General features: G+C 60.8%; 20 protein-coding genes. 7 read left to right on the forward strand and 13 right to left on the reverse strand.

What is annotated here, in order from left to right; translation table 11 throughout:
• Positions 1-124: 124 nt before the first annotated feature.
• The 4 genes from AC07V0_RS18730 to glyQ form a co-directional block, all read right to left on the reverse strand.
• The gene (locus AC07V0_RS18730; protein ID WP_018927315.1) at positions 125-904 is read right to left on the reverse strand and encodes a lysophospholipid acyltransferase family protein; all 780 of its coding nucleotides are present in this window, start codon (positions 902-904) and stop codon (positions 125-127) included.
• 81 nt (positions 905-985) lie between these two features.
• Entirely contained in the window at positions 986-1,525 is a 540-nt protein-coding gene (gene gmhB, locus AC07V0_RS18735) for a D-glycero-beta-D-manno-heptose 1,7-bisphosphate 7-phosphatase (RefSeq protein ID WP_167331188.1), read from the reverse strand.
• A gap of 4 nt (positions 1,526-1,529) precedes the next feature.
• On the reverse strand, positions 1,530-3,584 hold the full coding sequence (gene glyS / locus AC07V0_RS18740; protein ID WP_018927313.1) for a glycine--tRNA ligase subunit beta: 2,055 nt from the start codon (positions 3,582-3,584) through the stop codon (positions 1,530-1,532).
• Positions 3,581-4,534: a glycine--tRNA ligase subunit alpha gene (gene glyQ / locus AC07V0_RS18745; protein ID WP_003213601.1), complete on the reverse strand. Its 954-nt coding sequence runs from the start codon at positions 4,532-4,534 to the stop codon at positions 3,581-3,583. The genes glyS and glyQ overlap by 4 nt, the downstream gene beginning before the upstream one ends.
• Before the next feature lie 81 nt (positions 4,535-4,615).
• Between glyQ and tag the strand changes: the two genes are divergently transcribed.
• The gene (gene tag, locus AC07V0_RS18750; RefSeq protein ID WP_495019808.1) at positions 4,616-5,173 is read left to right on the forward strand and encodes a DNA-3-methyladenine glycosylase I; all 558 of its coding nucleotides are present in this window, start codon (positions 4,616-4,618) and stop codon (positions 5,171-5,173) included.
• 40 nt (positions 5,174-5,213) lie between these two features.
• Positions 5,214-6,101 (forward strand): lysophospholipid acyltransferase, encoded by an 888-nt coding sequence (locus AC07V0_RS18755; RefSeq protein WP_495019809.1) that lies wholly within the window; start codon positions 5,214-5,216, stop codon positions 6,099-6,101.
• A 60-nt stretch (positions 6,102-6,161) separates the two neighbouring features.
• On the opposite strand, the gene AC07V0_RS18760 is transcribed toward AC07V0_RS18755, so the two are convergent.
• The 5 genes from AC07V0_RS18760 to def all read right to left on the reverse strand — a co-directional run bounded on the left by AC07V0_RS18760 (position 6,162) and on the right by def (position 10,858).
• Positions 6,162-6,476, reverse strand: coding sequence for a tetratricopeptide repeat protein (locus AC07V0_RS18760; protein WP_018927310.1), 315 nt, complete (start codon positions 6,474-6,476; stop codon positions 6,162-6,164).
• A gap of 142 nt (positions 6,477-6,618) precedes the next feature.
• The gene (trkA, locus tag AC07V0_RS18765) at positions 6,619-7,992 is read right to left on the reverse strand and encodes a Trk system potassium transporter TrkA (RefSeq protein WP_018927309.1); all 1,374 of its coding nucleotides are present in this window, start codon (positions 7,990-7,992) and stop codon (positions 6,619-6,621) included.
• A 22-nt stretch (positions 7,993-8,014) separates the two neighbouring features.
• The gene (rsmB, locus tag AC07V0_RS18770; protein WP_026286510.1) at positions 8,015-9,325 is read right to left on the reverse strand and encodes a 16S rRNA (cytosine(967)-C(5))-methyltransferase RsmB; all 1,311 of its coding nucleotides are present in this window, start codon (positions 9,323-9,325) and stop codon (positions 8,015-8,017) included.
• A complete protein-coding gene (fmt, locus tag AC07V0_RS18775) occupies positions 9,322-10,281 on the reverse strand; it encodes a methionyl-tRNA formyltransferase (protein WP_495019810.1) in 960 nt (319 codons plus the stop codon). The genes rsmB and fmt overlap by 4 nt, the downstream gene beginning before the upstream one ends.
• Positions 10,282-10,351: 70 nt before the next feature.
• Positions 10,352-10,858, reverse strand: coding sequence for a peptide deformylase (def, locus tag AC07V0_RS18780; protein ID WP_495019811.1), 507 nt, complete (start codon positions 10,856-10,858; stop codon positions 10,352-10,354).
• A gap of 169 nt (positions 10,859-11,027) precedes the next feature.
• Between def and AC07V0_RS18785 the strand changes: the two genes are divergently transcribed.
• The 3 genes from AC07V0_RS18785 to tsaC all read left to right on the forward strand — a co-directional run bounded on the left by AC07V0_RS18785 (position 11,028) and on the right by tsaC (position 13,853).
• The gene (locus AC07V0_RS18785; RefSeq protein ID WP_258612898.1) at positions 11,028-12,053 is read left to right on the forward strand and encodes a LysM peptidoglycan-binding domain-containing protein; all 1,026 of its coding nucleotides are present in this window, start codon (positions 11,028-11,030) and stop codon (positions 12,051-12,053) included.
• A gap of 80 nt (positions 12,054-12,133) precedes the next feature.
• Positions 12,134-13,240: a DNA-processing protein DprA gene (dprA, locus tag AC07V0_RS18790; protein ID WP_018927305.1), complete on the forward strand. Its 1,107-nt coding sequence runs from the start codon at positions 12,134-12,136 to the stop codon at positions 13,238-13,240.
• A gap of 55 nt (positions 13,241-13,295) precedes the next feature.
• Entirely contained in the window at positions 13,296-13,853 is a 558-nt protein-coding gene (tsaC, locus tag AC07V0_RS18795) for an L-threonylcarbamoyladenylate synthase type 1 TsaC (RefSeq protein ID WP_018927304.1), read from the forward strand.
• A 116-nt stretch (positions 13,854-13,969) separates the two neighbouring features.
• Here tsaC and AC07V0_RS18800 read toward each other — a convergent pair whose 3' ends face one another.
• Positions 13,970-14,947 carry an NADPH:quinone reductase gene (locus AC07V0_RS18800; RefSeq protein ID WP_086945248.1) on the reverse strand — a complete coding sequence of 326 codons (978 nt, stop codon included), beginning with the start codon at positions 14,945-14,947 and terminating at the stop codon, positions 13,970-13,972.
• A gap of 181 nt (positions 14,948-15,128) precedes the next feature.
• Here AC07V0_RS18800 and hemF point away from each other — a divergent pair, with 181 nt between their 5' ends.
• Positions 15,129-16,043, forward strand: a complete 915-nt coding sequence (gene hemF, locus AC07V0_RS18805) for an oxygen-dependent coproporphyrinogen oxidase (RefSeq protein ID WP_018927302.1) — start codon at positions 15,129-15,131, stop codon at positions 16,041-16,043.
• A gap of 13 nt (positions 16,044-16,056) precedes the next feature.
• Positions 16,057-16,878, forward strand: a complete 822-nt coding sequence (gene aroE, locus AC07V0_RS18810) for a shikimate dehydrogenase (RefSeq protein WP_018927301.1) — start codon at positions 16,057-16,059, stop codon at positions 16,876-16,878.
• A 61-nt stretch (positions 16,879-16,939) separates the two neighbouring features.
• Here aroE and AC07V0_RS18815 read toward each other — a convergent pair whose 3' ends face one another.
• From AC07V0_RS18815 to betC, 3 genes are all read right to left on the reverse strand, one after another.
• Positions 16,940-18,508, reverse strand: a complete 1,569-nt coding sequence (locus AC07V0_RS18815) for a SulP family inorganic anion transporter (protein ID WP_495019812.1) — start codon at positions 18,506-18,508, stop codon at positions 16,940-16,942.
• Between the two features lie 202 nt (positions 18,509-18,710).
• Positions 18,711-19,643 carry a choline ABC transporter substrate-binding protein gene (gene choX, locus AC07V0_RS18820; RefSeq protein ID WP_495019813.1) on the reverse strand — a complete coding sequence of 311 codons (933 nt, stop codon included), beginning with the start codon at positions 19,641-19,643 and terminating at the stop codon, positions 18,711-18,713.
• Between the two features lie 16 nt (positions 19,644-19,659).
• The gene (gene betC, locus AC07V0_RS18825) at positions 19,660-21,174 is read right to left on the reverse strand and encodes a choline-sulfatase (protein WP_064615656.1); all 1,515 of its coding nucleotides are present in this window, start codon (positions 21,172-21,174) and stop codon (positions 19,660-19,662) included.
• Positions 21,175-21,178: the final 4 nt, after the last annotated feature.

Below are 21,178 nucleotides of genomic sequence, written 5' to 3' on the forward strand. Positions count from 1 at the left end.
CCGAAAAAACTTATGCACGTTTTCCGAAGTTTTATTTGCTTAAGAAATATGTATAAAAATCAAAAGCTTATAAACTAAATACAGCGATTTTCAACGAAACGGTACACAGGTTATCCACAGAACTTCAGACAGTCACTTGGTCGGTCGCACTCGGTGCTGCCGGGGCTGCTGGCAGCGAACCCATTTCGCGCTGCATCTGTTCGTTCCAGGCCTGCACCCGGTCATTCAGGTCGGCGATGGCCCGTGGCCCGCTACCCTCGGCGTACATCGGGGCGCCGATGATCACGGTGATCACGCCCTGCTTTTTGGCCCAACCGGTTTTTGGCCAGAACTTGCCGGCATTGTGTGCAATTGGCAGCACGGGCAATGACGCATTGACGGCCAACGCGGTGCCGCCTCGGGAGAACTTGCCGATGGTGCCGTAGGGAACGCGAGTCCCCTCCGGGAAAATCAGCACCCAGACATTGTCCTTGAGCAGTTCATCGCCCTTCTTCGCTACATGCTTGAGCGCGGCTTTCGGGTTGTCGCGGTCGATGGCGATCGGCCGCAGCATGGCCATGGCCCAGCCGAAGAACGGCACGTAGAGCAGTTCGCGCTTGAGCACCTGGCTCAACGGTTCGAAGTAGGCCGAGAGAAAGAACGTCTCCCAGGTGCTCTGGTGGTTCGACTGAATCACGCAGGGCTGTTCAGGCACATTCTCGGCGCCCTTCACTTCGTAGCGAATACCCAGAAAGACTTTGCTCAGCCACAAGGCGCAGCGGCACCAGTACACGTTGATAAAGCGATAACGCGCCTTGAACGGCAGAAACGGCGCGATAAAAAAGCTCAGGGTGCACCAGAGTAACGAACTGGTGCCCAGCAGCAGGTAAAAGAGGAAAGTTCTGATGGCCTGCAGTATCGACATGGCGACATTTACCGTTGCGGGCACTGCCCGCCTATTCAAGCGCACTCCCGATCAGTCCTTGGCCAGGATGTCAGAAGAGCCTTAGTTGTGGATAAGTTCTGCGGCAATCGCCGCCAGATCGTCAAAAATCAAGGTGCCTGCCGGTAGGGTCTTGCCCTGAGTCTTTTCGCCTTTCCCGGTCTTTACCAAAACTGGCTGACAGTCGACGGCTTTGGCGGCCTCCAGGTCACCGAGAGTATCGCCGACGAACCATAGATTCGTCAGCGAAACGTTGTAATGCGCGGCGATGGTTTTCAACATCCCGGGTTTTGGCTTGCGGCAATCGCAGCCATCGTCTGGCCCGTGCGGGCAATAGACGATCAGACCGACTTCGCCGCCCTGCTCTGCCACCAACTCGCGCAAGCGAGCGTGCATGGTCTCCAGGGTGGCGATGTCGTAATAGCCGCGAGCGATGCCCGACTGGTTGGTGGCGACCGCCACCGTCCAGCCGGCCTTGCTCAACTGCGCGATCGCTTCGATCGAACCGGGGAGTGGAATCCACTCCTCCACCGACTTGATGTACGCGTCGGAGTCGTAATTGATCACCCCGTCCCGATCGAGAATCAGCAGTTTCAACAGCAGCTCCTCAGCCCAGCAACGAAATGTCGGCGACGCCGAGGAACAACCCACGCAGACGCGCCAGCAGCGCATAGCGGTTGGCTCGCACCTTGGCGTCTTCGGCGTTGACCATCACGGCCTCGAAGAACGCATCCACTGGTTCGCGCAATGCGGCCAGACGCGCCAGCGATTCGCTGTACTGACGGGCAGCGGCCATTGGCTGCACAGCCTGGTCTGCCTGCTGGATCGCCGAATACAGCGAGAACTCGTTGGCGTTGTCGAAGTACTTGGCTTCAACGACCGTCGGCACGGAGCCTTCGACTTTGCTCAGCAGGTTCGACACGCGCTTGTTCACGGCGGCCAGGGCAGCGGCTTCCGGCAATTTGCGGAACGCTTCTACCGCTTGTACACGCTGGTCGAAGTCCAGGGCCGAACCCGGCTTCAGGGCACGTACCGACAGGTAGGTCGCGACGTCCACGCCTTCGTCTTCGTAACGGGCACGCAGACGGTCGAAGATGAACTCCAGCACGGCATCATTAAGGCCGGCAGCCTTGACCTTGGCACCGAACGCATTCACGGCGAAGGCCACGGCGTCGTTCAGGTCGAGGTCGAGCTTCTTGTCGATCAGGATCCGCAACACACCCAGCGCGGCGCGGCGCAGGGCATACGGGTCTTTGCTGCCGGTCGGCAGCATGCCGATACCGAAAATGCCCACCAGGGTGTCGAGCTTGTCGGCAATGGCCACGGCCGCACCGGTCAGGGTGGTAGGCAGTTCAGCGCCGGCACCGCGCGGCATGTACTGCTCGTTCAGCGCCAGGGCGACGTCTTCCGGCTCGCCGTCGTTGAGGGCGTAGTAGTAACCGGCGACACCTTGCATCTCCGGGAACTCACCGACCATTTCGGTCGCCAGGTCGCACTTGGACAGCAGGCCGGCACGCGCCGCCCAGGAAGCGTTACCGCCGATGCGAGCGGCAATGTAGGCCGCCAGTTTCGACACGCGCTCGGCTTTGTCGTAGACGCTGCCGAGTTTTTCCTGGAACACCACGTTCTGCAGACGCAGATTGAATTCTTCGAGTTTTTGCTTCTTGTCTTGCTTGAAGAAGAACTCGGCGTCGGTCAGGCGTGGGCGAACCACTTTCTCGTTACCGGCGATGATCTGCTGTGGATCCTTGCTTTCGATGTTGGCCACGGTAATGAAACGAGGCAGCAACTTGCCGTCGGCATCCAGCAGGCAGAAGTACTTCTGATTGTCCTGCATGGTGGTGATCAGCGCTTCTTGCGGCACGTCGAGGAAACGTTCTTCGAACGAGCACACCAGCGGCACCGGCCATTCAACCAGCGCGGTCACTTCGTCGAGCAGGTTTGGCGGCACGATGGCCGTACCTTCCTGCATGGTCGCCAGTTCTTCGGTGCGCTTGCTGATCAGCTCGCGACGCTCGTTGGCATCGGCCAGTACATAAGCAGCACGCAGATCGTTCAGGTAGTTGGCCGGCGAGGTGATGCGCACGCTTTCAGGGTGGTGGAAGCGGTGACCACGGGAATCGCGGCCGGCCTTCTGGGCGAGGATGGTGCAGTCGATGACGTGGTCACCGAGCAGCATCACCAACCATTGGGTCGGACGAACGAATTCTTCCTTGCGAGCACCCCAGCGCATGCGCTTGGGGATCGGCAGGTCGTTCAGGGAATCTTCGACGATGGTCGGCATCAGGCTCGCGGTCGGCTTGCCGGCGATGCTTTGGCTGTAGCGCAGCTTCGGGCCGCTCTGATCGATTTCGCTCAGCTCGACGCCGCACTTCTTGGCGAAGCCCAGGGCCGCTTGAGTCGGGTTGCCTTCGGCATCGAACGCAGCCTGACGTGGCGGGCCGTCGAGGTTGATGCTGCGATCAGGCTGCTGGGTCGCCAGCGCGGTAATCAGCACGGCCAGACGACGCGGCGCGGCGTAGACGGTTTTGCTCTCGTAGTTCAGGCCAGCGGCTTGCAGGCCTTTGTCGATACCGGCCAGGAATGCCTCGGCCAGGGTGTTCAGGGCTTTGGGTGGCAGTTCTTCGGTGCCCAGTTCAACCAGAAAATCTTGAGCACTCATTGTGCAGCCTCCAGCTTGGCCAGTACTTCATCACGCAGGTCCGGGGTCGCCATCGGGAAGCCGAGCTTGGCGCGAGCCAGCAGATAGGCTTGCGCGACGGAACGCGCCAGGGTGCGTACACGCAGAATGTATTGCTGACGCGCGGTCACCGAGATCGCCCGGCGCGCATCCAGCAGGTTGAAGGTGTGGGAAGCCTTCAACACCATTTCGTAGCTCGGCAACGGCAGCGGCTGGTCGAGTTCGATCAGGCGCTTGGCTTCGCTTTCATAGAAGTCGAACAGTTCGAACAGCTTCTCGACGTTGGCGTGTTCGAAGTTGTAGGTCGACTGCTCCACTTCGTTCTGGTGGAACACGTCGCCGTAGGTCACCTTGCCGAACGGACCGTCAGCCCAGACCAGGTCGTAGACCGAGTCCACGCCTTGCAGGTACATGGCCAGACGCTCCAGACCGTAAGTGATCTCGCCCGTCACCGGGTAGCACTCGATGCCGCCCGCTTGCTGGAAGTAAGTGAACTGCGTCACTTCCATGCCGTTGAGCCAGACTTCCCAGCCCAGACCCCAGGCGCCCAGCGTTGGCGACTCCCAGTTGTCTTCGACGAAACGGATGTCATGCACCAGCGGGTCCAGACCCACGTGCTTGAGGGAGCCCAGGTACAGTTCCTGGAAGTTGTCCGGGTTCGGCTTCAGCACTACCTGGAACTGATAGTAGTGCTGCAGACGGTTCGGGTTTTCACCGTAGCGGCCGTCAGTCGGGCGACGACTGGGCTGCACATAAGCGGCGTTCCAGGTTTCCGGGCCAATGGCGCGCAGGAACGTGGCAGTGTGGAAAGTGCCGGCGCCTACTTCCATATCGTAGGGCTGAAGTACCACACAACCTTGCTCGGCCCAGTATTGCTGGAGGGCGAGGATCAAGTCTTGGAAGGTACGCACGGCTGGCGTAGGCTGGCTCACGAAATTCACCTGTTTCTTGGGCTGCGATTTAAAGAGCGGGAGTATACCCGATTCGGTCCTGCGCACGCCCCCTGGAGCCTTATGCCACGCTGCTTTTGGTGTACCGAAGATCCGCTGTACATGGCTTATCACGATCAGGAGTGGGGCACGCCGCTACGCGATGCGCAGGGATTGTTCGAGTTGCTTTTGCTCGAAGGGTTCCAGGCCGGGCTTTCCTGGGTCACTGTATTGCGCAAGCGAGAGCGTTATCGCGAGGTGCTGTTCGGCTTCGACGTGCAGCGCGTGGCGCAGATGAGCGATGCGGAAATCGATGAACTGATGCTCGATCCGGGGATCATCCGCAATCGTCTCAAACTCAACGCAGCCCGGCGCAATGCCCAGGCCTGGCTGGAGCTGGAAGACCCGGTGGCGTTTCTCTGGTCGTTCGTCGGCGGCACGCCGGTGATCAATCATTTCAAGGATCGCAGTGAAGTGCCGGCGGTGACACCGGCCGCCATCGAGATGAGCAAAGGCCTGAAAAAAGCCGGCTTCACGTTCGTCGGCCCGACCATTTGTTACGCGCTGATGCAGGCTTCAGGCATGGTCATGGACCACACCCTGGATTGCGATCGCTACGCCACGTTGACGAACGGCGGTTAGAATAGCCGCCTCGCGCACAGCACAAGATCAGGAGTGACCTGTGGATAAGTTTAAAGGCGCCTTGCTGGTAGGCGCTCTGCGGCTGTTTGCCCTACTGCCATGGCGGGCAGTGCAGGCGGTGGGTTCGGCGATTGGCTGGATCATGTGGAAAACCCCCAACCGTTCCCGCGACGTGGTGCGGATCAACCTCGCCAAGTGCTTTCCGCAGATGGACCCGGCCGAGCGTGAGCGTCTGGTGGGTCAAAGCCTGAAAGACATCGGCAAGTCTCTGACTGAAAGCGCCTGCGCGTGGATCTGGCCGGCCCAGCGTTCCATTGAACTGGTGCGCGAAGTCGAAGGCCTCGACGTTTTGAAAGATGCGTTGGCGTCCGGTAAAGGCGTGGTTGGCATCACCAGCCACTTGGGCAACTGGGAAGTGTTGAACCACTTCTATTGCAGCCAGTGCAAACCGATCATTTTCTACCGTCCGCCAAAACTGAAGGCGGTGGATGAGTTGCTGCGCAAGCAGCGGGTGCAATTGGGTAACCGGGTGGCGGCTTCCACCAAGGAAGGCATCCTCAGCGTGATCAAGGAAGTGCGCAAGGGGGGCGCGGTAGGCATTCCGGCTGACCCGGAACCGGCCGAATCCGCCGGGATCTTCGTGCCGTTCTTCGCCACTCAGGCCCTGACCAGCAAATTCGTGCCGAACATGCTCGCCGGTGGCAAAGCGGTCGGCGTGTTCCTGCATGCCCTGCGGCTGCCGGACGGTTCGGGTTACAAAGTGATCCTCGAAGCCGCGCCAGAGGCCATGTACAGCACCGATACCGAAACCTCCTGCGCGGCCATGAGCCAGGTAGTCGAGCGCTACGTGCGGGCTTATCCGAGCCAGTACATGTGGAGCATGAAGCGCTTCAAGAAGCGTCCACCGGGCGAAGCACGCTGGTATTGACGCTGCTGTGGATAACTCAGCAGGCTGCGATCTATTGATCTTGGCCTGCGTTACCGCTGATCAGTGCGCCTGTCGCTCAAGCTTTTTCAGAAACACCGTCATCTCCTTCTCCGCCTGCTTGTCGCCATGGGCGCGGGCGGCTTCCAGGCCCTGTTCCCAGGCCTGCCGCGCCGCCGCGTAGTCCGCCAGCGCCAGATGGGCCTTGCCCAAGAGCTTCCAGGCTGCCGAATACTTCGGATCGAACTCGACGCAACGCTGGAAATGCTCTGCGGCCTTGGCGTTTTCCCCAAGATCCAGATAACCCTTGCCCAGGCCGAAGCGCAGCAATGAGTTATCCACACCCTTGGCGAGCATTTTTTCCAGGGATTCGATCATTGGGTGGCACCTCTGGTTTTTTGGGGGAGTTCGAAATCGCCTTCGCGGGCAAGCCTCGCTCCTACACGGTTCAGTCGTTCGCATAATAGCTGGACGGCTCAAACCTGTAGTAGCGAGGCTTGCCCGCGAAGAGGCCTTCGGATCAAAAGAAGCTCAACCCCACATGGAACAGCTTCTCCACATCCCGAATATGCTTCTTATCCACAAGGAACAGAATCACATGGTCGCCGGTTTCGATCACGGTGTCGTCGTGGGCGATGATCACTTCTTCATCGCGGATGATCGCGCCGATGGTGGTGCCCGGTGGCAGGCCGATGTTTTCGATGGCCTTGCCGATCACCTTGCTCGACTTCGCATCGCCGTGGGCAATCGCCTCGATGGCTTCCGCCGCGCCCCTGCGCAGTGAGTGCACGCTGACAATGTCCCCGCGCCGGACGTGGGCCAGCAAGGTGCCGATGGTCGCCAGTTGCGGGCTGATGGCGATGTCGATGTCGCCGCCCTGGATCAGGTCGACGTAGGCCGGGTTGTTGATGATCGTCATCACCTTCTTCGCGCCCAGGCGCTTGGCCAGCAGCGAAGACATGATGTTGGCTTCGTCGTCGTTGGTCAGGGCGAGGAAAATATCGGCGTCGGCGATGTTCTCTTCCAGCAACAGATCCCGGTCTGAAGCACTACCTTGCAACACCACGGTGCTGTCGAGGTTGTCCGAGAGGTAGCGGCAGCGGGCCGGGTTCATCTCGATGATCTTCACCTGGTAACGGCTTTCGATGGCCTCGGCCAGGCGTTCACCGATCTGCCCGCCACCGGCGATGACGATGCGTTTGTAGCTTTCATCGAGGCGGCGCATTTCGCTCATCACTGCGCGAATGTTCGCTTTGGCGGCGATGAAAAACACTTCGTCGTCAGCCTCGATCACCGTATCGCCCTGGGGCAGGATCGGCCGGTCACGACGGAAAATCGCCGCGACGCGGGTTTCGACATTCGGCATGTGTTCGCGTAACTGGCGCAATTGCTGGCCCACCAGCGGCCCGCCGTAGTACGCCTTGACCGCTACCAGCTGCGCTTTGCCTTCGGCGAAGTCGATCACCTGCAATGCGCCCGGATGCTGGATCAGGCGCTTGATGTAATTGGTGACTACTTGCTCCGGACTGATCAGCACGTCGACCGGAATCGCTTCGTTGTCGAACAGTTCGGCACGGGTCAGGTACGCGGCTTCGCGGACCCGGGCGATCTTGGTGGGGGTGTGGAACAGGGTGTGGGCGACCTGACAGGCGACCATGTTGGTTTCGTCACTGTTGGTCACGGCCACCAGCATGTCAGCGTCGTCGGCACCAGCCTGCCGCAGTACGGTTGGCAGCGAACCGCGACCCTGCACGGTGCGGATGTCCAGCCGATCGCCAAGGTCGCGCAGGCGTTCGCCATCGGTGTCGACCACGGTGATGTCGTTGGCCTCGCTGGCCAAGTGTTCTGCCAGCGAACCGCCGACCTGCCCTGCGCCGAGGATGATGATCTTCATCCAGTCACTCCCTTAAACCCGGTTAACCGCGCGCGGCGGCAATCTTGATCAGCTTGGCGTAGTAGAACCCGTCGTGGCCGCCTTCCTGGGCCAGCAACTGGCGACCATGGGGCTGCTTGATGCCGGCCGCTGTGGCGAGGTCCAGTTCACGGGCGCCTGGCGTGCGGGCGAGGAACGCTTCGATGACTTCGGTGTTTTCGGTCGGCAGCGTGGAGCAGGTGGCGTAAAGCAGAATGCCGCCCACCTCCAGAGTTATCCACATGGCGTCGAGCAGTTCGCCCTGAAGCACCGCCAGTGCGGCGATGTCGTCGGGTTGGCGGGTCAGTTTGATATCCGGGTGACGGCGGATCACCCCGGTGGCCGAGCATGGCGCGTCGAGCAGAATGCGCTGGAACGGTTTGCCGTCCCACCAGGTGGCGGTGTCGCGACCGTCGGCGGCAATCAATTCTGCGCTCAGGCCCAGGCGTGCGAGGTTTTCCCGCACCCGCACCAGACGCTTGGCTTCCAGATCCACAGCCACCACGCCGGCCAGTTTGGGCTCGGCCTCAAGGATGTGGCAGGTCTTGCCGCCCGGTGCGCAGCAGGCGTCCAGCACCCGCTGGCCCGGCGCGAGGTCCAGCAGATCGGCGGCCAGTTGTGCGGCTTCGTCCTGCACGCTGATCCAGCCTTCGGCGAAACCCGGCAGGCTGCGCACGTCGGCAGCAGCATCGAGAATGATGCCGTCGCGACTATAAATGCAGGGCTTGGCGGCCACGCCAGCGTCACTCAGCAAGCCAAGGTAAGCGTCGCGAGTGTGATGACGACGGTTGACCCGCAGAATCATCGGCGGGTGTGCGTTGTTCGCTGCGCAAATGGCTTCCCATTGTTCAGGCCAGAAGGCCTTGAGGGATTTTTGCAGCCAGCGCGGGTGGGCGGTGCGCACCACCGGGTCGCGTTCCAGCTCGGCCAGCAGCGCTTCGTTTTCCCGTTGGGCGCGGCGCAGTACGGCGTTGAGCAAGGCTTTGGCCCACGGCTTTTTCAGTTTATCGGCGCAACCGACGGTTTCGCCGATGGCGGCGTGAGCCGGGACGCGGGTATAGAGCAGTTGATAAAGCCCCACCAGCAACAGCGCCTCGACATCGGCATCAGCCGCCTTGAACGGCTTTTGCAGCAGCTTGGCCGCCAACGCCGACAAACGCGGCTGCCAGCGAGCCGTGCCGAACGCCAGGTCCTGGGTGAAGCCGCGATCGCGGTCTTCGACCTTGTCCATTTGTGTCGGCAGAGAACTGTTGAGTGAGGCTTTTCCGTTAAGGACTGCAGCAAGTGCCTTGGCGGCGGCCAGACGTGGGTTCATTGAGCGTCTGCCGTTTGACCGAGGACGGTGCCGACGGCAAATTTCTCACGACGGCTGTTGAACAAGTCGCTGAAGTTCAGTGCCTTGCCGCCGGGTAATTGCAGACGGGTCAGGCACAGCGCCTGTTCACCGCAGGCGACGATCAAGCCGTCCTTGCTGGCGCTGAGGATTTTCCCCGGTGCGCCCTGCCCTTCGGCCAGGCTTGCGGCCAACACTTTCAGCGCTTCGCCGTTCAGCGTGCTGTGGCAGATCGGCCATGGATTGAAGGCGCGAACCAGACGCTCCAGCTCAACCGCCGGGCGGTTCCAGTCGATGCGCGCTTCGTCCTTGTTCAATTTGTGTGCGTAGGTGGCGAGGCTGTCGTCCTGCACTTCGCCTTCCAGTGTGCCCGCAGCCAGGCCGGCAATCGCCTGGATCACGGCCGGTGGGCCCATCTCTGCGAGGCGATCGTGGAGGCTGCCGCCGGTGTCTTCGGCGCTGATCGGCGTGGTGACCTTGAGCAGCATCGGCCCGGTATCGAGGCCGGCTTCCATGCGCATCACGGTCACGCCGCTTTCGCTGTCGCCCGCTTCAACGGCACGCTGGATCGGCGCCGCACCGCGCCAGCGTGGCAGCAAGGAGGCGTGGCTGTTGATGCAACCCAGGCGTGGGATATCCAGCACCACTTGCGGCAGGATCAGGCCGTAGGCGACCACCACCATCAAATCCGATTTCAGCGCCGCCAGTTCCGCCTGAGCGTCTTCGTTGCGCAGGGTTGGCGGTTGCAACACCGGGATGTTGTGCTCCAGAGCCAATTGCTTGACCGGGCTTGGCATCAGCTTCTGTCCACGGCCCGCCGGACGGTCCGGTTGGGTGTAGACCGCAACGATCTCGTAAGGACTGCCCAGCAGGGCCTTGAGGTGTTCGGCGGCGAATTCCGGGGTGCCGGCAAAGACAATGCGCAGTGGCTCAGTCATGGAAGCTCTCAATTGCAAAGCATCTTGAAAAGAAAAAGGCTTGCCGCGGCAAGCCTTTGAAAGAAGGGCATCAAGCGTTCTGGCGGTGGAGCTTTTCCAGTTTCTTCTTGATCCGGTCGCGTTTGAGCGTGGACAGGTAATCGACGAACAACTTGCCGTTGAGGTGGTCGCATTCATGCTGGATGCACACGGCGAGCAAGCCTTCGGCGATCAGTTCGTAAGGCTGGCCGTCGCGGTCCAGGGCCTTGATCTTGACCTTTTGCGGGCGATCGACGTTTTCGTAGAAGCCCGGCACCGAGAGGCAGCCTTCCTGGTACTGACCCATCTCGTCGGTCAGGGTTTCGAACTCGGGGTTGATGAACACCCGCGGTTCACTGCGGTCTTCGGAGAGGTCCATCACGACGATACGTTTGTGCACGTTGACCTGGGTAGCGGCGAGGCCGATGCCTGGCGCTTCATACATTGTTTCAAACATGTCATCGACCAACTGACGCACTTCGTCGTCCACTAAGGCCACTGGTTTGGCGATAGTGCGCAGGCGCGAATCGGGGAATTCGAGGATGTCTAAAATGGCCATAAGCTTAATTGCTGCACGTGTGAGGTAAAGTCGGGTCGATGGCCTGGCGAGTCCGAAGATGCAGGCTACCGTTGTGAACGTAGCTTCCGGCTTTTCAATAATGAGCCGGAGGCGAGCCACGAGGGCTCTGGCGTTTCACGCGAACGTACATAATAAAGGGATTCACCGCATGAGGAAATCACTACTCGCCTTGCTCCTTCTGGCCTCGGCCGGTTTTGCGCATGGGCAAGTGCAACTCAGGGAAGGTTTTCCACAGCAATACACCGTGGTGGCAGGGGACACACTCTGGGACATTTCCGGCAAATACCTGCGTGAGCCGTGGCAGTGGCCGCAGCTTTGGCAAGCCAATCCACAGATTGAAAACCCCAATCTCATCTATCCCGGCGATACGCTGTCGCTGGTCTACGTCAACGGTCAGCCACGCCTGACCCTCAACCGCGGCGCTTCCCGGGGCACTATCAAGCTGTCGCCACGAGTCCGCAGTTCGCCGGTGGCCGACGCCATCCCGAGCATTCCGCTGAAGTCGATCAACAGTTTTCTGTTGAGCAATCGCATCGTCGACAAGCTCGAGGATTTCGACAAGGCGCCCTACATCGTTGCCGGAGATGCCGAACGGGTACTCAGCGGCACCGGCGATCGAATCTTCGCGCGTGGCCATTTCGACCCGGCGCAGTCGGTCTACGGCATCTTTCGTCAGGGCAAGGTCTACACCGATCCGCAGAGCAAGGAGTTCCTGGGGATCAACGCCGACGACATCGGTGGTGGCGAAATCATTGCCACTGAGGGCGACGTCGCCACCCTGGCCCTGCAACGCACCACTCAAGAGGTGCGACTCGGCGACCGGTTGTTCAGCGGCGAAGAGCGCTCGATCAATTCGACCTTCATGCCCAGTGCGCCAACCACCGACATCAATGGCCTGATCATCGATGTGCCGCGTGGGGTCACCCAGATTGGCGCGCTGGATGTCGTCACGCTGAACAAGGGGCAGCGCGATGGCCTGGCCGAGGGCAATGTGCTGGTGGTGATGAAAACCGGCGAAACCGTGCGCGACCGGATCACCGGTCAGCCCTTGAAAATCCCCGACGAACGGGCCGGCCTGCTGATGGTATTCCGCACCTACGACAAGCTCAGCTACGGGCTGGTGCTCAACGCATCGCGCTCCTTGGCGGTGATGGACAAGGTGCGAAATCCTTAAGCCTGCTCACAAGTTACCAACAGAGTTATCCACAGCTTATTCCCGATTCGACGGGACCTTATAACGATCAAGGATGATCCATGTCGCTGTCTGCCTGTACGTCCGTTTCCCCTGCGGAACTGGAAGCCCGTTTACGCCTGCACCTTTTGCCTGAACTCGGTCCGGCACGTTTCAAGAAGTTGCTGGAGGCTTTCGGTTCTGCCTCCAAAGCCATCAGCGCACCCGCCAGTGCCTGGCGCGCGTTGGGCCTGCCCCTCGCTTGCGCGGAGGCCCGGCGCTGCAGTGAAATTCGTGATGGCGCCAGCCACGCATTGGCCTGGCTAGAGCGTCCGGGCCAGCATTTACTGATGTGGGACCAACCTGACTACCCCGCGCTGCTGGCGCAAATCAGTGATGCGCCGCCGCTATTATTCGTCGCGGGCGATCCGGGCATTCTGGAAAAACCGCAGTTGGCGATGGTCGGCAGCCGTCGCGCATCGCGACCGGGCATGGATACCGCCAGTGCGTTTTCCCGCAGTCTGGCCGGCGCCGGTTTTGTCATCACCAGCGGTCTGGCCCTGGGCATCGATGCCGCCGCGCATCAGGCGGCTCTGGACGTTGGCGGGCAAACGGTAGGGGTGCTTGGCACGGGACTTGAAAATTTTTATCCACAGCGCAATCGACGACTGGCGGACGCCATGATCGCCTCGGGAAGCGCGGTACTTTCGGAGTTCCCGCTGGACGCCGGGCCTTCCCCGGGCAACTTCCCCCGGCGCAATCGAATCATCAGCGGTTTGTCCCTTGGTGTGTTGGTGGTCGAGGCAAGTATTGCCAGCGGTTCATTGATTACCGCGAGGCTGGCGGCGGAACAGGGGCGTGAGGTGTATGCGATTCCAGGTTCGATTCACCACCCTGGCGCAAAGGGTTGCCATCAGTTGATCCGCGACGGTGCGGTGCTGGTGGAAACCATCGAACACATCCTTGAGGCCTTGCGCGGCTGGCAACGGCTGCCGTTATCCACAGAAACGCCGCAAACGACGGTGACCCATCCACTGCTCATGTTGCTCCACGCGGCGCCTCATACCAGCGAAGCCCTGGCGGTCACCAGCGGCTGGGCCTTGTCGAAAGTGCTGGCAGCGCTGACGGAGCTGGAGATGGATGGCCGGGCGGTCTGTGAGAGCGGTCGATGGTTTGCGCGGGTAAACTAGGTTTTATAAGGAAGATCGGTAAACTGCGCAGAGCCTTATTCCGGAGAGTTTTTTCATGGTTAACAGTTGGCGTGTGCAACAAGCCGCACGAGAAATTCGCGCCGGGGCGGTCATTGCCTACCCAACGGAAGCCGTCTGGGGACTGGGTTGCGACCCGTGGAACGAAGAGGCGGTGGATCGTCTGCTGATGATCAAGGGCCGATCTGTGGATAAGGGCCTGATTCTGGTGGCCGACAATATTCGTCAGTTCGACTTCCTGTTCGAAGACTTCCCGGAGTTGTGGATGGACCGCATGGCCAGCACCTGGCCGGGCCCCAACACCTGGTTGGTGCCGCATCAGAATCTGTTGCCCCAGTGGATTACCGGTGTGCATGAAACGGTGGCGTTGCGGGTCAGCGACCACCCTCTGGTGCGGGACTTGTGTGCGGTGGTCGGCCCGCTGGTGTCGACCTCGGCGAACCCTCAGGGCCGACCGGCGGCACGGACGCGGATTCGCGTGGAGCAGTATTTCCGGGGGCAGGTTGATTATGTACTCGGTGGCAATCTGGGCGGGCGCAAGAATCCGAGTGTGATTCGCGATCTGGCGACGGGGCATGTGGTGCGCCCGGATTGAGACCGCGTCATCGTTCTTCGCGGGCAAGCCTCGCTCCTACAGGGGATCAATGTCGTTCCGTGATCGTGTGAACGACACAAATCCTGTAGGAGCGAGGCTTGCCCGCGAAGAGGCCCTCAAGGCAACAGAATCGTTGAACCAGTCGTACGGCGCGCCGACAACTCAGTCTGCGCCTTCGCTGCATCAGCCAGTGGATACCGCTGGCTGATGTCCACCTTCAGCTTGCCGCTGATGATCATCTCGAACAGTTCATCAGCCATGCGTTGCAGGTTTTCAGCATTGTTGGCGTAGGTCGCCAGCGTCGGCCGGGTCACGTACAGCGAACCCTTGGCCGCGAGAATCCCCAGATTCACCCCGTCTACTGCGCCTGAAGCATTACCAAAGCTCACCACCAACCCCCGAGGCGCAACGCTGTCGAGCGATGTCAGCCAGGTATCTTTGCCTACACCGTCGTACACCACCGGGACTTTTTTACCGTCAGTCAGTTCCAGCACGCGTTGTGCGACGTTCTCATGGCTGTAATCGATGGTCGCCCAGGCACCATTGGCTTTCGCCAGGGCGGCTTTTTCCGCTGAACTGACCGTGCCGATCAGCTTCACCCCCAGGGCCTTGGCCCATTGGCAGGCAAGCGATCCGACGCCGCCGGCCGCGGCGTGAAACAGGATGGTTTCGCCACCCTTGAGTTCATAGGTCTGACGCAGCAAGTACTGCACGGTCAGGCCTTTGAGCATCACGCCGGCGGCTTGTTCGAAGCTGATGGCGTCCGGCAGGTGCACCAGGTTGGCTTCCGGCAAGACATGCGCGTCGCTGTAGGCGCCCAACGGGCCACTGCCATAAGCCACGCGATCGCCAACCTTGAAGCGGGTGACTTCGCTACCGACTGCGTCGACCACGCCCGCGCCTTCGGCGCCCAGGCCCGATGGCAGGGCTGGCGGCGCATAAAGGCCGCTGCGGTAATAGGTGTCGATGAAGTTCAGGCCGATGGCCTTGTTGGTCACGCGTACCTGTTGCGGGCCGGGCTCGGCGGGTTGGTAATCCACGTATTCGAGCACTTCGGGGCCGCCATGGACGCGGAACTGGATACGCTTTGCCATCTGCTCTCTCCTTAGGTCTTTGGCTTCTAGAGTCGTAGCGCCAAGCGCCCTATCGAACTCCCAAGCTTGATCTTCGTCAACTGCGGCAGGCTCGCCTGCGATGTTATGCTACGGACCCATTTGCGCCGGCCCCCCGCTCTGATGGAGCGCCGCGTAGCTTTGCCCGATTCAAGGTGATGCCATGACTACCCGCACCGAGGCCGTAAAAGCCTACCTGCTCGACCTGCAAGACCGTATTTGCGCTGCCCTGGAAGCCGAAGACGGCGGCGCGCGTTTCGTCGAAGACGCCTGGACCCGGCCTGCCGGCGGCGGTGGTCGCACCCGGGTGATTGAGAACGGCGCAGTCATCGAAAAGGGCGGCGTCAACTATTCCCACGTGTTTGGCAGCGGTCTCCCACCGTCCGCCAGTGCTCATAGGCCGGAATTGGCCGGTCGAGGCTTCGAAGCCTTGGGCGTGTCGTTGGTGATTCACCCGCATAACCCCCATGTGCCGACGTCCCACGCCAATGTGCGCTTTTTCATCGCCGAAAAAGAAGGTGAAGAGCCGGTCTGGTGGTTCGGTGGTGGCTTTGACCTGACCCCTTATTACGGCAATGAAGAAGATTGCGTGCATTGGCACCGCGTCGCCGAACAGGCCTGCGCGCCGTTTGGCCCGGACGTTTACCCGCGCTACAAGGCTTGGTGCGACAGCTACTTCCACATCAAGCATCGCCATGAGCCACGGGGCATCGGCGGCCTGTTTTTCGATGACTTGAACGAGTGGGACTTCGATACCAGCTTCGCTTTCATGCGCGCCATCGGCGATGCGTTCATCGACGCGTACCTGCCGATCGTGCAACGTCGCAAGAATGATGCGTTCACCGCCAAACAGCGTGAGTTCCAGGAGTTTCGCCGTGGTCGTTACGTTGAATTCAACCTGGTCTATGACCGCGGCACGCTGTTCGGCCTGCAATCGGGCGGGCGTACCGAGTCGATTCTGATGTCGCTGCCGCCGCAAGTACGCTGGGCCTACGACTGGAAGGCCGAGCCGGGCAGTGAAGAAGCACGCCTGACCGAATACTTCCTGCAAGACCGCGATTGGTTGGCCAAGGCCTGAACGAGGAATTCTGATGGACCGTTATGTCGTATTCGGTAACCCGATCGGCCACAGCAAGTCGCCGCTGATCCACCGTCTGTTCGCCGAGCAGACCGGGCAGAAACTGGACTACAGCACCTTGCTGGCACCTCTCGACGATTTTTCCGGCTGTGCGTTGGAATTTTTCCGCGAAGGCCGTGGGGCGAATGTGACAGTGCCGTTCAAGGAAGATGCCTATCGCCTGGCGAACAGCTTGACCCAGCGGGCGCAACGGGCCGGCGCGGTGAATACCCTGAGCAAACTGGCTGATGGCAGTCTACTGGGCGACAACACCGATGGTGCCGGGCTGGTGCGGGACCTGACGGTCAACGCCGGATTCAGCCTCGCGGGCAAACGCATCCTGCTGCTGGGGGCCGGTGGTGCGGTGCGCGGCGCGCTGGAGCCGCTGCTGGCGGAGCAACCGGCGTCGGTGATCATTGCCAACCGCACCGTGGAAAAAGCCGAATTGCTGGCGCAATTGTTTGCCGATCTGGGGCCGGTGTCGGCCAGCGGTTTCGACTGGCTGCGCGAGCCGGTGGACCTGATCATCAACGCCACATCCGCCAGTTTGTCCGGCGATGTACCGCCGATTGCCGGCAGTTTGATCGAACCGGGCAAGACGGTTTGCTACGACATGATGTACGGCAAGGACCCAACCTCGTTCTGCCGTTGGGCCAGTGAACATGGGGCTGGCGTGTCGATGGATGGCTTGGGCATGTTGGCCGAGCAGGCGGCGGAAGCTTTCTATCTGTGGCGCGGTGTGCGCCCGGATACGGCGCCGGTGCTGGCCGAACTTCGCCGGCAACTGGCGCTGTAGTTCTGTGGCGAGGGAGCAAGCTCCCTCGCCACAGGTTATCTGTTTGTCAAAACAGTGGCGTTTAGTCCTCAAACCGGATCGGGCATTTCTCCGCGCCTTCCAGCTTCCTCAATTCCTCCACCACTTGCGGCCGTGCCTGCCGCAGAGTCAGGCTGCGATCCTGACGCAGCAGCCGTCGTGCTTCCTGGTGCAGCATTTCCACGCCCGAGTAGTCGATGAAGTTGATCTGCTGTGCTTCGATCACCACTCGCGGGCCTTGCATCCGTTGCAGGCGCACTTGCAGGTAATGGCTGGCGCCGAAAAAGATCGAGCCGCCGACCCTCAGAATGTCTTCGTCACCATTGCGCCAGTGCTGCACCCGTGGCTGTGAGGTGCGTTTGAGGTAGAAGAACAGTGACGCCAGCACCCCGGCGTAGATCGCCGTCTGCAACTCGAGCAACAGGGTGGCGACACAGGTCAGCGTCATGACCAGGAATTCGGCATGGCTGACCCGCAACAAGGCACGAATGCCGCGATGATCCACCAATCCCCAAGCGATCAAAAGGATGCTGCCAGCCATGGCCGGGATCGGGATGTGCGCAATCAATGCCGCACCGAAGATCGCGAACAGTGCCACCCACAGCGCCGAAAAAACCCCGGCCAGCGGTGAGCAGGCGCCGGCATCGTAGCTCAGGCCCGAGCGAGTGAAGGAACCGGCGGACAGCGAGCCGGAAAAAAACGCCCCGACCATGTTCGAGAAACCCTGGGCGCGAACTTCCTGATTGGCATCGAGCAACTGCTGCGAGCGGGCCGACAGGGAGCGGGCAATCGACAGGCTCGTCACCAGCCCGAGCATGCCGACCGCCACCGCACTGGGCAGCAGGCGCAATATCAGGTCCAGATCCAGCGGCAGCGAGCTGAAGGGCGGCAGCCGCCCGACAAACGCGCTGACCAGCTTCACATGACCGAACATCGCTGGCCACAGCCACACCAGCAATCCGCTCAGGGCCAGAGCGATCAACAGCGTCGGCCAGCGCGGCACCAGCAGTTTCAGCACGATGCCAACCGCGACTGTGGCCAGGCCCAGCAGCAGCGAGGGTTTGTCTACTTCGCCGAGATGATTGAGCAGCATCATCAAGCTGTTGAGCGCCGTGGCCTGATTGGGCACATCCAGCCCCAGCAGGTTCGGCAGCTGCCCGATGGCAATCACCACCGCCGCGCCGAGGGTGAAGCCCAGCACCACCGAGTGAGAGACGAAATTCACCAGGGCGCCGAACCGCAGCAAACCCAGCAACCACTGGAAAATGCCCGCAAGGAAAGTCAGAAGCAGGATCAGCGTGACGTAGTCCTGCGATGCAGGGACGGCCAGAGGACTGACGCTGGCATACAGGACGATGGAAATGGCCGCCGTAGGGCCGCAGATCAAATGCCACGACGAACCCCAGAGGCAGGCAATCAGCACCGGGATGATGGCGGCGTACAGGCCATATTCCGGTGGGAGGCCGGCGATCAGGGCGTAGGCAATGGATTGTGGCAACGCGAGAATCGCACCGCTCAGGCCGACGATCAGGTCACGACCGACGCTGGCGCGGGTTTGCCGGGGCAACCAGGTCAGGAAGGGAAAGAGTGAATGGCGGCTGGGGAAGGCCATGGGACCTCTCGGTACGGGGTAAATCGTCAGGGTAAAGCATTGGCTCGTAGTGGGCAGATCATTGTGGCGAGGGAGCTTGCTCCCGCTCGGCTGCGCAGCAGTCGCAAATCCGGACAACTCGGTGAGGTTGATAAACCGGGTTTGCCGAAATGGGAGTGCTACGCCCTCCAGCGGGAGCAAGCTCCCTCGCCACAGGGGAACCTTACAACTTGGCTTTGACCGCCGGCAGAGCATCCTTGCCGTCCACGGTCTTCACGCCCTCCAGCCATTTATCCAGCACCACCGGATTGGCCTTGATCCACGCCTTGGCCGCGTCGGCGTTGCTGACCTTCTTGTTCACCACTTCGGCCATGATGCTGTTCTCCATTTCCTGAGTAAAACTCAGGTTGGTGAGCAGTTTGCCGACGTTCGGGCAGGCCTGTGCATAACCTTTGCGGGTCAGTGTATAAACACTGCCGGTGTCACCGAAGTACTTCTCGCCACCCTTCAGATAATGCATTTTCAACTGCACGTTCATCGGGTGTGGCGTCCAGCCGAGGAAGGTCACGAACTTCTGTTTCTTCACCGCGCGGGATACTTCGGCCAGCATCGCCTGCTCGCTGGACTCGATCAGTTTCCACTGGCCCATCTCGAAGTCATTCTTCTTGATGATCTCTTGCAGCGAAATGTTCGCCGGGGCGCCGGAGCCGATGCCATAGATCTTCTTGTCGACTTCTTTGGGGTGTAGCTCGGCGTACTTGTTCAAGTCATCAAAGTTATGCACACCCGCGTCCCAGACGTAATCCGGGACCGCCAGGGTGAACTCGGTGCCGTCGAGGTTCTTCGCCAGCTGCGTGACATCGCCGTTGGCCACGAACTTGTCGTAAAAGCCTTGCTGCGCCGGCATCCAGTTGCCGAGGAAGACGTCCACCTGGCCATCCTTCAGACCGCCAAAGGTGATCGGCACCGCCAGCGTGTCGACCTTGGCCTTGTAGCCCATGCCGTCCAGCAGAATCCCGGTGATGGCGTTGGTGGCGGCGATGTCGCTCCAGCCAGGGTCGGCCATCTTCACCGTTTCGCAGCTTTGCTCGGCGTAGGCCGAGGTGCTGCCCAGAGCCAGAAGCCCGACTGTCAGTACTGTGGATAACTTTTGCATGGACGTCCCCTTAACATTATTGGTTTTGGCAGGGTTGTGGATAACGGGCTTTACGCTCCAGATCGTCGAGGTCGATGTGGTTGCGCATGTACTGCTGACTGGCATCTACCAGCGGCTGGTGGTCCCAACTCTTCAGCTTGCCGATGGTCAGGGCGTCGGCGACGAAACGCCGGCGTCGCTGACTGGCGAGCACCTGTTGGTGGATCGCCGGGATATTCCATTTGGCCCGTGCTTCGGCGAGAAAATCCTCGAACAGCTGACGATGTTGCGGCGAATGGCTGAGTTCTTCCTGTTCACGCGGGTCGTTATGCACATCGAAGAGCAGGCAAGGGTCGTCTTCGCTGTAGATGAATTTGTAGGCGCCGCGACGAATCATCATCAACGGGCTGATGGTGCCTTCGGCCATGTATTCACCGAACACCTCGTCGTGACCGCCCTGCCCTTGCAGGTGTGAAACCAGCGAGCGGCCGTCCAGCGGCAGGCCTGGCTCCAATGAGCCGCCGGCCAGTTCCACAAAGGTCGGCAGCAGGTCGGCGGTGGATACCGCTGCGCTGACCCGTCCGGCGCCGAATTGCCCCGGCGCGCTGATCAGCAGCGGTACGCGGGCGGCCATTTCGTACCAGTGCATCTTGTACCAGAGGCCGCGCTCGCCGAGCATGTCGCCGTGGTCACCGGAGAACACGATGATGGTGTCATCGATCAGCCCGGTTTCCTCGAGTGTTTGCAGGAGTTTGCCGACGTTGCTGTCGATATAGCTGCACGCACCAAAGTAGGCACGGCGCGCGTCGCGAATCTTATCCACAGGCAGCGGCTTGTCCCACAGGTCATAGACTTTGAGCAGGCGCTGGGAGTGAGGATCGAGTTCATCCTGTGCGGGTGTTTCCGGCAAAGGGATGTCGGCGTCGTCGTACAGATCCCAGAACGCCTTGGGAATCGTGTACGGGTCGTGTGGGTGCGTCATCGACACGGTCAGGCAGAACGGCTGATCGCCATCTTCGCGGATGTGATCGAACAGGTATTGCTGGGCCTTGAACACCACCTCTTCGTCGAAATCCAGCTGATTGGTGCGCACGCAGGGCCCGGCTTGCAGCACCGACGACATATTGTGGTACCAAGTCGGCCGCACGTCCGGCTCGTCCCAGTTCACCGCCCAACCGTAGTCGGCCGGGTAGATGTCGCTGGTGAGACGTTCTTCATAGCCGTGTAACTGGTCCGGGCCGCAGAAGTGCATCTTGCCCGACAGCGCGGTGCGGTAACCGAGGCGCCGCAGGTAGTGGGCATAGGTCGGAACGTCGGCGGGGAAATCGGCCGCGTTGTCGTAAGCGCCGATCTTGCTCGGCAACTGTCCGCTGACCAGGGTGAAACGTGACGGTGCGCAGAGCGGGCTGTTGCAGTACGCGGCGTCGAACACCACACCTTCGGCGGCGAGCCGGCTCAGATTCGGCAGTTTGATGGGCGAAGGGCCGTAGAACGGCAACATTGGCGCGGCCATTTGATCGGCCATGATGAAAAGAATATTTTTGCGCTTCATGTGA

Source organism: Pseudomonas sp. GW821-FHT01E10 (assembly GCF_059422365.1).